The sequence below is a fragment of the Candidatus Pelagibacter sp. RS39 genome, from assembly GCF_002101315.1.
Classification (GTDB): Bacteria; Pseudomonadota; Alphaproteobacteria; order Pelagibacterales; family Pelagibacteraceae; genus Pelagibacter.
Genome location: NZ_CP020777.1, coordinates 290,464 through 302,381, shown reverse-complemented (window position 1 = coordinate 302,381; position 11,918 = coordinate 290,464). Strand labels below are relative to the sequence as shown.

Below are 11,918 nucleotides of genomic sequence, written 5' to 3'. Positions count from 1 at the left end.
AAAAATCTCATTTTTTCATTTTAAGCGCACTAGTAATTTTTTTTATACCAGCTAATTGTATTTTTTAGACCATCATAAAGATTTATTTTAGATTTCCACCCAATTTTTTTTAAAATTGAAATATCCAGAATTTTTCTTTTTGTGCCATCAGGAAATTTTTTATTGAATATTAATTTTTTATTAGAGGAAGTTAGCTTATTAATAATTTCCGCGAACTTCTTTATTTGAAACTCTTGGCCAGATCCAACGTTAATTAGAGAATTTTCTTTTAAAGTTTTCAAGAACTTTTTATTATTATTAATTTTTAATTTTAATAAATATCCAATAGCTCTTGCCAAATCGTCTACATACATTACCTCTCTTCGAGGTAAACCTGAGCCCCAAATTTCAACAGATTTTTTTTTTTTTCTTTTTGCCTCAATAAATTTTTTTATAAGAGCTGGAATAAAATGGCTATTTTTCAAATGAAAATTATCATATGGACCATATAAGTTACATGGCATCAAAGTAAAAAAATTTGTTTTATATTGTTGATTATAAAATTCACAAACTTTCAATCCGACAATTTTTGCAAGAGCATAAGCCTCATTAGTTTTTTCAAGCTCATTAGATAAAAGATATTTTTCTTTAATAGGTTGCTTTGAATTTTTAGGGTATATGCAAGAACTCCCAAGATTTACAAAATGTTTAATCTTATATTTATAAGATAAATTAATTAAATTTAATTGTATTTGAATATTTTCATTTAAAAATTCAACGGGATAACTTGCGTTTGCTAATATGCCTCCTACTTTTCCTGCACAGTTAATTACAATTTGAGGTTTTTTAGACTTAATAAATTTTTCTAGGTCCCTAGTATTAAGTAAATTAAGTTTTTTTCTATTTGCAAAAATAATATTTCTTACACCCTCATTTTTTAAATACCTAATTACTGATCTACCAACCATTCCATTATGACCAGCTACATATATCTTGAAATTTTTTAAGAGATTATTTTTCATTGTTATTTTAAATTTTTAATAAATGTTATATATTTTTAATTTAAAAAATATATTTTTTTTTAATATAAAATTACAAAATTTTTGTTAACTTTTCTTTATCTTAATTATGACAATTACAAATAATAACAAATGTCCAAACCATATATGTGATGGTAAAATTAAAATTAAATATTTCTCTAAAAATTTAGACTACAAAAAAATTAATTTTAGTTGCACAACAGATAGCTATGAAAAACCATCAATTTATGAGTGCTTAAAATGTAAAATTATTTTCTCTGAATTCATTTTCCAAGTCGATAAAAATCAAATTGAGAAAAACTATCAAGATGTTGTGGACGATAAATACATATCTCAAATAAAATTTAAAAAATATTATTTTGAAAAATTTACCAATAAAATAAGTAGATTAATTAATAAAGATATGAATGTACTTGAAATAGGTTCATATTATGGAGTTTTGGGTTCAGTATTGAAAGATAAAGTCAAAAATTATTCTGGATTAGAACTTTCCACCCATGGTTCAAATTACTCAAAAGAAAAGTTTAATTTAAACATTTACAATGAATCAATTGAAAATCATTTAAAAAAAAAAATTAAATACGATTTGATTATAATGGCGGATGTCATAGAGCACTTTAATGACCCATTCAAAGTTTTATCACAAATAAATCAATTACTTAATAAAAACGGAAAACTGATTTTGACCACATTTAATATTGATTCTTTGTATGCAAAAATTACTGGTAGATATTATCACTGGATAATACCATTTCATAATGTTTTTTTTTCTAATCAAACTTTAGAAATTTTTGGAAAAAATAATAATCTTAAATTAGTAAAAATATTGAATGATCCAAGATATGTAAGTTTTGGATATCTTATCGAAAAATTGATATTAATTTTTCCAAAACTAAGTTTTATGTTTAAATTTCTTTCTAAAATAAAACTACTTCAAAATATAAATATAAAGGTAGATTTAAAAGATCTCAAAATTTATTATTTTGAAAAAATGTAATTAAAACTTAATAATTAAAATTTATAATATTTCTTAAACCATTCAACAGTATTTTTTAACCCATGATCTATTGAAGTAAAATTTTGTTTTCCAAGGAAACTTTTAATTTTTCTGTTAGATCCATGAGTTTTTACTACATCAGCTTTTTGTAATTTTCTTTTAAATAATTTAGGTTTTTTTTGAGTTAAAGCATTAATTCTTTTTATTATATCATTTAATTTCTTGGGTTTGTTTGAGCAAACATTAAAAATCTCATGCTTTAATTTTTTTTTACTGAAAATAAGTTTTGAAATGATCTTACATGCATCTAAAATATACGTAAAATCGCGGGTATGTTTACCGAAATTATTTAAATAAAATTTTGTTTTATAATTATAACTTGAGTTTAAATATTTAATTAAAAACATATCTGGCCTTCCCCATTCTCCATATACTGTAAAAAACCTCAGTCCTATAAAAGAAATATCATATTGTTTAGAAAATATCTCTGCCATCTCCTCATTAATCTTTTTTGATAAAGCATATATATTTTTTGGCATTAAGTTTTGAGTTTCATTTAAAGGAAATTTTTTTGAGTCACCATAAATAGAACTAGAGGAGGCATAAATGATTTTCTTAATCCTATATTTTTTAGCTATATTAATAAGGTTAAAAAATCCTTGAACATTATTATCAACAAACTCACTGGGTTTTTCTAATGAGTAACGTACTCCTGCTTGTGCAGCTAGATTTATGATTAAATCTATTTTTTTAGTTTTAAAAATTTGCTCTAATTTTTTTTTATTTAAAATATTAATATGAAAAAATGAAAATTTTTTGTGTTGCGATAGTTCCTTTAAACGATCTTTTTTTAATTTTTTTGAATAGTAACTATTTAAACTATCAATGCCAATTATTCTAACATTAGACGATCTTAACAAATATTTAGTTATACCAAATCCAATGAAACCTGCAGCGCCTGTAATTAATATTTGCATAAAATTATATTGATATATCAATATTATTTTATAAACGATATAAATATTTTTTATAAAAAGCTATATCATTTTTGATGAACATTAAAGTTTGATAATTGTTTAGAACTAAGGAAATTTAAGAACTATCAATCATCATATAAATTTAAAGAATTTATCAGTTTAATTAGATAAAATTTTTTCCAGATTTTGAAAATGTTGAAAAATTGAAAATTTTTTAGAGAATTTTTTGAGATTTATTTTTTTATTCATTGCTTCTTTGATGCTTAAATCTTTAAATTTATGATATTGATTAATAAGAGAAATTTTATCATTATTTTTAAATAAAAAACCATTATTAGAATTATCCAATATTTCAGATGGGCCAGTATTTGAATCAGCCGCGATTACTGGCTTATTTAAAAAACCTGACTCTATAAGAGTAAAACCTGGGTCCTCATATAAAGATGATGAAATGTAACATTCACAATTGTGTATATAGTTAAATATATTTTTTTTATATCCCTCTAAAAAAATAATATCGCTTAAACTTAACCTTTTAATCAATTTCTCAAGTTTTTTTCTATCCTCGCCTTCTCCTAGAATAACTAATTTTAAGTCTGGATATTCTTTTACAATTTCTTTGAAAGCATTTATTAATAAAGAAAAATTTTTTTGTTTGGTCAATCTACCAATGCTAAGAATGTATTTAGTTTTAGTGAATCTATCTTCTATTTTTTCTTTTTTTTTAGCATTTATATAATTTACCCTAAGAATTGGATCATAAAGAAGTTTTAATTTTTCTTTTGGGAAAATTTTAAAAGAATTTAATTTTTTTAATGTGGATACAGTTGGACAAGTCACAGTATGAACATTTTTTGAAAAAAAATTCCAAAAAAATCTCCTTAATACATTTAATTTTGGTGTGCCTGAAATTCTTATAATTAATTTAGTTTCAAACTTGAAAAAAAAAAATAAAATTAATGGTAAAGATATTATTAAATGAGCAATCAAAAAGTCTGGTTTTTCTTTTAGCAGTAATTTTCTTAGTAAATTAAAATTTGATATAAAGATAAACATTTGTGACAATCTACTTTTCAGAAAATTACCTTTTGGTAAAAATTTGTAATAATTTTTATTATATAATTTAATGATATTAATTCCTGATATTTTATCTATTTTTTCTTGCCACTCTCCTGAAGAATCAATTATAAAAGTTTTGTATTTATTATCTTTATCATATTTTCTAAGAGAATTTATTGAATTTGTAACAGCATCAACTGTTGCTATATTAGTTAAAAAAGGTGACCAATAAAATAATTTCATCTTAATTTTTTTGAATAATACAATTTCATTATATCAAAATATTTAACATTTCATTTTTTAAGTATTCGTGGCAAAAAAAAGATATCCTATAGGATAAATTTTCTTAGGATCAGTTTTAATAAATAATTTAATCAATTTATCGAAAACTAAACACAACAAAATTAATAATTGGTAAAGAAATGGTAAGTATTTAAGATAACTTCTCAGCAAGGAAATACATGCTAGAAATGGGCCGGTACCAAGTTCAAGAATTTCTATATCTTTAAAATTGTTTGATCTTAATAATTCTTCTAAGTGATCTTTTGTAAATCTTGAATAATCTTTTGGTGCACCATGAACTCTAAAAAGAAAAGGAGTAGATCCAATAATTTTTCCATTTTTTTTGCAAACTGTTGATAAATTTTTTAGTGCTAAATTAGGATCTAATAGATGTTCCAAAACATTAAAAATAACAATATAATCATATTTAGTCTCTAAAGAAATATTTTTTTGAAGATCTATATTCAGATATTCCTTATTTGAGGGATTGATATTGGAAAAAGTGACTTTGCAATTTTTTAAATAAGGACTACAAAAATTTTTGTCAATTTTTTCGGAAGCTCCAAATTCAATAATTTCTCCCTCGATTTTAAACTTTTTAAAAATTTCTAATTGAAATATTCTTAAAATAGATTTATTTGAAAATATCAAATTAAAATAATTCATTATTAATCATCTTATGAATTATAGTTTTAAATTTTAATTCAGGTTTCCATTTCAATGCTTTCTGAGTGTCTGCGATATTAGCTTTATATCCCCTCAAATCAATTTTTCTCTTATATTTTGATACATTAGTTTTAAGATTTTTTTTACTTATACCTAAATATTTAAAAACCTCATTTACAAAATCTTTCAATGAATAAGTTTTCCCAGACCCTATTATAAAATCTCTTGGTTTGGTTCTTTGCAACATAAGCCAAATAGCTCTTACATAATCAGGTGCCCATCCCCAATCTCTAAATATATCGACGTTGCCCAATCTTAATTTAATACCTTTTTTTCTTTTTATCTTTAAGGCTGTATCGACAACTTTTTTTGTTACAAATTCTTTTGATCTTAAAGGGGACTCGTGATTAAATAAAATTCCTGTGCAACAAAAAATATTGTATTTTTCTCTGTAAATCTTGATTAGCCAGTAGGCAGCTGCTTTTGATACTCCATATGGACTTTGTGGATCTATTTTTGAATGAATATTATAAAAATTTTTTTTATTATCACCATAAAATTGACCTGAGCCTGCATTAAATAATTTAGCTTTATGTTTTTTGGTTTTTAAAATTCTTAAAATATTTAATATACCCTCAGTATTACTTTTAAGAGAAATTTCTGGAGTTTCAAAAGATTTTAATACTGAAGAATCTCCTGCTAGATAATAAATTTCATTAACTTTCAGATTTATAACTTTATTACAAAAATTAAAATCAGTAGCTACACCTTTTAAAATTTTTACCCTTTTTATTATTTTTAATCTTTTTAAGCGGTATAAATTTCTAGCTGATTTATTTCTTGTTGTTCCAATTACTCTGTATCCTTTTTGTAATAAAAAATGTGATAAATAAGCACCATCCTGGCCAGTAATTCCAAAGATAATTGCAGTTTTTTTGTATTTCATATACTTAGTTTGAAAATATTTTTAATACTTTTAGTATACTAATTAAACTAATTTTTTTATGAGTAAAACGTTAATATTTACTGCAACTTACAATGAAAGTAAGAATGTAAAAACACTTATTGAAAAATTAAATAAACTAAACCAAGATATTGATATACTTGTAATTGATGACAATAGCCCAGACAAAACATGGCAAATATTACAAAATTTAGAAAAAGATATACCAAATTTAAAAGTAATCATCAGAGGAAACAAATCTGGCTTGGATACTGCTCATAAGCTTGCTTATGAATATGCAAAAAATAATGATTATTCAAATTTTATTTCAATGGATGCTGATCTTTCTCATGATCCAGCTGAAATACCTAAGATAATAGATAAACTAAATGAGTTCCCATTCGTTATAGGCTCTAGATATTCACTTGGTGGCAAATGTGAAATGACAGGTTTTAGACTTTTATTAAGTTCTGTTGGAAACAAAATTTTTAAATATTTTTTAAATATAAAATGTAATGAATTTACCTCATCTTTTAGGGGTTTTAATCTTATAAAACTCAAAGATTTTAATTTTAATATGATTAATTCTAAGGGATATAGTTTTTTTATGGAAACTATATATAGAATAAATAAGTTAGGTTATGAAATCAAAGAAATCCCAATTATATTCAAAAATAGGACTCAAGGAGAGTCCAAAATTCCCAAAATTGAAATATTTAGAACTTTAAAAAATCTAGTGATATTAAAATTTTATGACACTTAAAACTTTTAAATTAAAATGAAGCATAGATTAATTAAAAATAAAGGTATCTTGTTCTGGATAACTGGTTACTCAGGATCAGGAAAAACCAAAATTAGTAATAAGATTAAGTCTTTTGTCGAAAAAAAATTTGGTAAAACTATTGTTTTGAGTGGTGATAATTTTAGACAAAAATTTAAAATAAATAGTTATGACAAAAAATCTAGAATAATGTTGGGAAATCAATATACAAATTTTTTGAAAATAATATTAGATCAAAAGATTAACATTATTTTTACTGTAGTTGGTTTATATGATCAAATAAGAAAATATAATGTAAAAAAAATTGATAATTATATAGAAATATTTATTGATGCAAAAATTAAAGACATAAAGATAAATTCAAAAAAAATGCATTATAAAAAAAAACAAAAAAATATTCTTGGGATCGATTTAAAACCAGAGCTACCTAAAAAGTCTGATATTACTATAAAAAACAATTTTAAAATTAGCACAGATCAAATAGCAAGAAAAATTATTGATAGATTAAACAAATATGAGCATTAAGTATAAAAAATATTGGGATAAATTTTATAAAAATTTTAAGATAGAGAAGGAAAGCAAATTTGCAAAATTTGTTTATTATAAACTTCGTAAAGTTAATAAAAAGATAAAAAAGATAAATATGTTAGATGTTGGCTGTGGCAATGGAAGAGATACTATTTTTTTTATAAAAAAAGGAATTAATGCAACAGGCTTGGACCAATCAAACGTAATTTACTCAAACCAAAAAATATTTAAGAAAAACTTTGTGAGAAAAAATATTTGTAAAAAAAATTTTATCCTTAAAAAAAAATTTGATATTATTTATGCTCGATTTTTTATTCATGCCATAAAATACTCTGAACAAAAAAATTTTATGAAAAATTTGAAATTCATAATTAAAAAAGATTCTTTATTATTTTTTGAATTTAGAACTACAAAAGATCCTCTAATGAAAAAAGGTAAAAAACTCTCAGAAAATGAGAGATTTGACAGTCATTACAGAAGGTTTATTGATGTTGCTAAATTCCGAAAAGAATTGAAAGAAATGGGCTATAAAATTTTATTCTTAAAATCTGATAATAATTTTGCCATTTTTCTAAAACAAAGACCAAATATATGTAGAATAATATTTAAGAAAAAATAGGATATAAATTGCAAAGAATAAAACACAAAAATAATACCTATGCTTTAATAATAAAAGCTAAAGAACAATTTACTAAAAAAGGAGTGGATTTTAGAACTGAAAGTAAAGACTTATTACAAGTAGGATTTTTAAAACATAATACTAATCATAAAATTAAAGCTCATATTCACAAAAAAAAAACCAGAAAATTAGATTATTGTACTGAAGTCCTAATTGTCCAAGAAGGAAAAGTAAAAGTATTTTTTTATGATGAAAAAGGTAAAGATATAAACAAAAGTAAAATTTTAGAAAAAAACGATATAATAATTTTATTTAAAGGTGGTCATGGTTTTAAAATTTTAAAAAAATGTAAAATTTTAGAAATAAAACAAGGACCATATTTATCAGATAAAGATAAAAAATTATTTAATGAAAAATAGATTTATTCCAGTAAACACTCCTCTTATAACAGAATCTGATGCAAAAGAGGTTTATAAAACAGTAAAATCTGGATGGATATCCTCATCAGGAAAAAAAATAATTCAATTTGAAAAGAAAGTTGCTAAGTTAGCTAATAGAAAATTTGCTTGCGCAGTCTCAAGTGGAACAGCCGCTTTGGAAATAGCTGTTAAATCTTTAAAAATAAATAAAAATCATGAAATAATTATGCCATCTTTTACAATTATTTCTAATGCCATTGCAATTATTAAAAGTGGTGCCAAACCTATTCTTATAGATAGTGACATCAAAACTTGGAATATAAAAATTGATCAAATTGAGTCAAAAATAACCAAAAAAACAAAAGCTATTATGTTGCCCCATATTTATGGATTTCCATGTGATATGGATAAGATAAGTAAAATTTGTAAAAAATATAATCTTTACTTAATAGAAGATGCAGCTGAAATGATGGGTCAATATTTTAAAAAAAGACCATGTGGAAGTTTTGGTGAAATTAGCACATTTAGTTTTTATGCAAATAAACATGTTACAACTGGTGAGGGAGGTATGCTTCTTACTAACAACAAAAATCTCTATGAGCGGTTTAGAATGTTTAGGAACTTGAGTTTTGGTAAAAAAAATAGATTTAACCATAATGATATTAGTTGGAATTATAGATTCACTAACATGCAGGCTGCAATAGGTCTTAATCAATTAAAAAGATTAAAAAAAATTGTTCAAACAAAAAGAGCAATAGGATTTGAGTATTATAAAAGGCTTAAAGACAATGATAAAATAATTATTCAAAAACCTAAAAATCAATTCTCTCATAATATTTTTTGGGTTTTTGGTGTTTTGTTAAAAAATAAAAGTAAAAAGTACAGAATTAATATTCAAGAAAAACTTTTGAAAAAAGGTATAGAAACTAGACCTTTCTTTTGGCCAATGCATAAGCAGAATGTATTCAAAAAATTAAAATTATTTAAGGTGCAACATTTGAAAAATAGCGAATATTTGGCCAACAGTGGTTTTTACTTACCATCAGGCATAAATCTTAAAGTATCTCAAATAAAATATATAACTAAAACTGTAAATCAATTAATAAAATAAATCAAATTAGCTTTTTGTCAAAATATTCATTTAATATGTGTGAATAGTTTTGCTTAAATCTTTCATCGGAACAAATTTTTTTAAAAAAATTAAATGCATCATTTAATTTTTTTTCATTTAAGTTATTATTTTCAGAAAAAATTTTTAGTTTTGTAATTAAATCGTCTGGATTTTTCAAATCAATTGCATAAATATAATTATTCATTTCATCATTATTATCTAAAAGATTATCACTATAGAAAATTGGTTTTTTGAAGTAAAAGGACTCAAAAATAGGTAGGTTTGTTGGGCCACCTGTAGTAGGCATCGAAATCGCAAAAGAGTGTAAATATAAAGCAATCAACTCAAGATCATCCAATGATTTAAATATTTTTATGAGATCATTTAACTCTTCTTCTTGTAGAGTTTTTTCTATTTTTTTTTGAAAACCCTTATCATTTCCGCAAAATAAAAATAAATATTCTTTATTTTTAAGTTTTTTTAGTTTCTTTGCTACTTCAATTAAATATTTATGATTCTTGTGTTCCCAAAAAGTAGCTGGATACAAAATAATTTTTTTTTTAGGCAAATTAAATTTTTCAAAGCATTTTTTATAATCATAATCTTGGTTTTTTTGATAAATTTTTGGTAATAATGGAATAAATGGTTGAACAATAATATTTTCTTTTAAACCTCCATAAATTTTGATTAAATCATCCTTAGTTTTTTCATCGGCAACGACAGTTTTAAAACTATGAAACAAAACGAAATTTAAATATTTCTCTCTTTTCAGAAAATTACTATTTTCTCTATGTTCCTTAAAAATTGAATTTTTTTTATGATCTATATCCCAAATATTAATTATAAAATTTGTTGTACCACAATGAAACGCGAGATTGTGTGGACTTAAAAAAATTACTAATTCATATTTTTGTGTAATCAAAAAGTTACTAAATGGGTGTTTAAAATTAAAATTAGTCACAAGTTTTTCAAAAAAAGTAAAATTTAAAAAAAAATTAAATAATTTAAATTTTAAATCTCTTCTATATTTATTTACTTTAAGATTTCTTTCTTTAAGAATTTCATACGCATCTTCTTCTATTACTAAGAACTCTACATCAAATCTTTTATCTTTTATTTCATTCAACAACATTGCAGAATTCAAATTTTGATAAAAACCACCAGGATTTTTTGGAGATCCTTCAAAAAGTACACAAATTTTCATTTTTTAATTTTCAATATTTTTATAATACAATCTGATGATTGTTTTAAGGAATTGTTAATATGTAAAATCCTTTTTTTTCTTAATTTAAAGATTTTGGACTTATATTTCGCTTTTAAACCTAAAAGTTTCTCAATATCAGTTTGCATTTTTTTTAATTTGGTATTTACAACTCCAACATTTTTTCTATCTTTAAAATAATAAAGGTTTTTAAGTGTTTCTTTATTTAAATTTTTCTCATTTGGAGAAAAAAATATCACTGGTTTTAAAGTTGAGTAAGAAAAGGTGTATGCGGTGCCAGAAAAATCTGTAATTAATAATTTTGCTTGAGAATAACTTTTTAAATAAGAAGAAGAGATATCAATTTTAAAATTATTATATTTTTTATATTTTTTTTGTATAAATCTTACCAATCCTTGATTGCCTTTTTTTGTTAAATCTAAAGGATGTGGCCTGTAGATTAATTTATAACCATTGTTAATAAGTTTCATTATTATTTCATCGATTTTATGAGTCATATTATATTTAGATAACTGTTTACTATAAGTCGGAGCTAATAATATTTGATTACAATCATTATTTAACTTTTTGATATTTTTGATTACATTATCTAATTTTAGATATCCAGTATTTAAAAGTATTGGAGCTTTTTTATTAATTTTGTAGTACATGAATTTTTTACTAAAATAATTTACTACGTTTTCTGATGATAAAAAAATATAGTGTAATTTAGAGAGTGCAGAAAAAATTTTTTTCTCTATTTTTTTATTAACCATTGGAGCATCAGAAATATCATGACAAATATATATATTTTTTGAGTTTGGAGGAAAAACATAATTTACATATGAGCTTATAAATAATTTAATATTTTTTAAAAAAAAATTTCTAAAAGGAATAAATTTTAAATAACTAAAATCTAAAAATAAAGAGCCATCCAAAAATGAAATCTCAGATTTGCTCTCTTTATTATAAAGTAGAAAAGACTTAATATTTTTGTGTTTTTCTAATTTATATTTTAAATCAACAATATTCTTACTATAAGCTTTTACAGGAAAGTAAAAAATAATGTGATTATCGTTTTTGTAATTACTAGTTAAAAAGTAAATCTTAATAGTATTTATGAATGTAATTAGATAGGAAGAGATATTAATTAAATTAAAAATATTCATAAAAAATCAAAATTATAATAAAAATGAATTATGTTTATTGTGTGTAGTTGAATTAATAAACTAAAAACTTACTTTTTTGTTAAAATTTTTTTTTTTAAACTCTTGTCTTAATGTATAAAACTTTTAAATTAAATTCATAATAAATAA

At 22.7% G+C, this 11,918-nt stretch carries 13 protein-coding genes; 6 read left to right on the top strand and 7 right to left on the bottom strand.

Annotated elements, in window-relative coordinates:
* Positions 1 to 29: 29 nt before the first annotated feature.
* Entirely contained in the window at positions 30 to 1,001 is a 972-nt protein-coding gene (locus B5L73_RS01625; protein WP_085147137.1) for a GDP-L-fucose synthase family protein, read from the bottom strand.
* A 106-nt stretch (positions 1,002 to 1,107) separates the two neighbouring features.
* Here B5L73_RS01625 and B5L73_RS01620 point away from each other — a divergent pair, with 106 nt between their 5' ends.
* Positions 1,108 to 2,016 carry a class I SAM-dependent methyltransferase gene (locus B5L73_RS01620; RefSeq protein ID WP_085147135.1) on the top strand — a complete coding sequence of 303 codons (909 nt, stop codon included), beginning with the start codon at positions 1,108 to 1,110 and terminating at the stop codon, positions 2,014 to 2,016.
* A 14-nt stretch (positions 2,017 to 2,030) separates the two neighbouring features.
* Here the strand turns inward: B5L73_RS01620 and B5L73_RS01615 are convergent, their stop codons facing one another.
* From B5L73_RS01615 to B5L73_RS01600, 4 genes are all read right to left on the bottom strand, one after another.
* The gene (locus B5L73_RS01615; RefSeq protein WP_085147133.1) at positions 2,031 to 2,993 is read right to left on the bottom strand and encodes an NAD-dependent epimerase/dehydratase family protein; all 963 of its coding nucleotides are present in this window, start codon (positions 2,991 to 2,993) and stop codon (positions 2,031 to 2,033) included.
* Positions 2,994 to 3,152: 159 nt separating this feature from the next.
* Complete coding sequence (locus tag B5L73_RS01610; protein ID WP_085147131.1) at positions 3,153 to 4,295, bottom strand: glycosyltransferase; 1,143 nt, start codon at positions 4,293 to 4,295, stop codon at positions 3,153 to 3,155.
* A gap of 57 nt (positions 4,296 to 4,352) precedes the next feature.
* Positions 4,353 to 5,000 (bottom strand): methyltransferase domain-containing protein, encoded by a 648-nt coding sequence (locus tag B5L73_RS01605; protein WP_085147129.1) that lies wholly within the window; start codon positions 4,998 to 5,000, stop codon positions 4,353 to 4,355.
* Positions 4,987 to 5,946: a GDP-mannose 4,6-dehydratase gene (locus B5L73_RS01600; protein ID WP_085147127.1), complete on the bottom strand. Its 960-nt coding sequence runs from the start codon at positions 5,944 to 5,946 to the stop codon at positions 4,987 to 4,989. The genes B5L73_RS01605 and B5L73_RS01600 overlap by 14 nt, the downstream gene beginning before the upstream one ends.
* A 58-nt stretch (positions 5,947 to 6,004) precedes the next feature.
* On the opposite strand from B5L73_RS01600, the gene B5L73_RS01595 reads away from it, so the two are divergent.
* From B5L73_RS01595 to B5L73_RS01575, 5 genes are read left to right on the top strand one after another with little or no spacing between them, the layout of a single operon-like run.
* The gene (locus tag B5L73_RS01595) at positions 6,005 to 6,706 is read left to right on the top strand and encodes a glycosyltransferase (protein WP_085147125.1); all 702 of its coding nucleotides are present in this window, start codon (positions 6,005 to 6,007) and stop codon (positions 6,704 to 6,706) included.
* Positions 6,707 to 6,721: 15 nt separating this feature from the next.
* The gene (locus tag B5L73_RS01590) at positions 6,722 to 7,249 is read left to right on the top strand and encodes an adenylyl-sulfate kinase (RefSeq protein WP_085147123.1); all 528 of its coding nucleotides are present in this window, start codon (positions 6,722 to 6,724) and stop codon (positions 7,247 to 7,249) included.
* Positions 7,239 to 7,871 carry a class I SAM-dependent methyltransferase gene (locus B5L73_RS01585; RefSeq protein WP_085147121.1) on the top strand — a complete coding sequence of 211 codons (633 nt, stop codon included), beginning with the start codon at positions 7,239 to 7,241 and terminating at the stop codon, positions 7,869 to 7,871. The genes B5L73_RS01590 and B5L73_RS01585 overlap by 11 nt, the downstream gene beginning before the upstream one ends.
* A gap of 8 nt (positions 7,872 to 7,879) precedes the next feature.
* Positions 7,880 to 8,290 carry a WbuC family cupin fold metalloprotein gene (locus tag B5L73_RS01580; protein ID WP_085147119.1) on the top strand — a complete coding sequence of 137 codons (411 nt, stop codon included), beginning with the start codon at positions 7,880 to 7,882 and terminating at the stop codon, positions 8,288 to 8,290.
* Positions 8,280 to 9,401 (top strand): DegT/DnrJ/EryC1/StrS family aminotransferase, encoded by a 1,122-nt coding sequence (locus B5L73_RS01575; RefSeq protein ID WP_085147117.1) that lies wholly within the window; start codon positions 8,280 to 8,282, stop codon positions 9,399 to 9,401. Before B5L73_RS01580 ends, B5L73_RS01575 begins: the two co-directional genes overlap by 11 nt.
* A gap of 1 nt (position 9,402) precedes the next feature.
* Here B5L73_RS01575 and B5L73_RS01570 read toward each other — a convergent pair whose 3' ends face one another.
* On the bottom strand, positions 9,403 to 10,605 hold the full coding sequence (locus B5L73_RS01570; protein WP_085147115.1) for a glycosyltransferase: 1,203 nt from the start codon (positions 10,603 to 10,605) through the stop codon (positions 9,403 to 9,405).
* On the bottom strand, positions 10,602 to 11,771 hold the full coding sequence (locus B5L73_RS01565; RefSeq protein ID WP_085147113.1) for a hypothetical protein: 1,170 nt from the start codon (positions 11,769 to 11,771) through the stop codon (positions 10,602 to 10,604). Before B5L73_RS01565 ends, B5L73_RS01570 begins: the two co-directional genes overlap by 4 nt.
* Positions 11,772 to 11,918 lie beyond the last annotated feature (147 nt).

What these genes read in the sequence shown, in the direction of transcription:
- B5L73_RS01625 (WP_085147137.1), bottom strand. Translation starts at nt 1,001, where the DNA reads ATGAAAAATAATCTCTTAAAAAATTTCAAGATATATGTAGCTGGTCAT.
- B5L73_RS01620 (WP_085147135.1), top strand. Translation starts at nt 1,108, where the DNA reads ATGACAATTACAAATAATAACAAATGTCCAAACCATATATGTGATGGT.
- B5L73_RS01615 (WP_085147133.1), bottom strand. Translation starts at nt 2,993, where the DNA reads ATGCAAATATTAATTACAGGCGCTGCAGGTTTCATTGGATTTGGTATA.
- B5L73_RS01610 (WP_085147131.1), bottom strand. Translation starts at nt 4,295, where the DNA reads ATGAAATTATTTTATTGGTCACCTTTTTTAACTAATATAGCAACAGTT.
- B5L73_RS01605 (WP_085147129.1), bottom strand. Translation starts at nt 5,000, where the DNA reads ATGAATTATTTTAATTTGATATTTTCAAATAAATCTATTTTAAGAATA.
- B5L73_RS01600 (WP_085147127.1), bottom strand. Translation starts at nt 5,946, where the DNA reads ATGAAATACAAAAAAACTGCAATTATCTTTGGAATTACTGGCCAGGAT.
- B5L73_RS01595 (WP_085147125.1), top strand. Translation starts at nt 6,005, where the DNA reads ATGAGTAAAACGTTAATATTTACTGCAACTTACAATGAAAGTAAGAAT.
- B5L73_RS01590 (WP_085147123.1), top strand. Translation starts at nt 6,722, where the DNA reads ATGAAGCATAGATTAATTAAAAATAAAGGTATCTTGTTCTGGATAACT.
- B5L73_RS01585 (WP_085147121.1), top strand. Translation starts at nt 7,239, where the DNA reads ATGAGCATTAAGTATAAAAAATATTGGGATAAATTTTATAAAAATTTT.
- B5L73_RS01575 (WP_085147117.1), top strand. Translation starts at nt 8,280, where the DNA reads ATGAAAAATAGATTTATTCCAGTAAACACTCCTCTTATAACAGAATCT.
- B5L73_RS01570 (WP_085147115.1), bottom strand. Translation starts at nt 10,605, where the DNA reads ATGAAAATTTGTGTACTTTTTGAAGGATCTCCAAAAAATCCTGGTGGT.
- B5L73_RS01565 (WP_085147113.1), bottom strand. Translation starts at nt 11,771, where the DNA reads ATGAATATTTTTAATTTAATTAATATCTCTTCCTATCTAATTACATTC.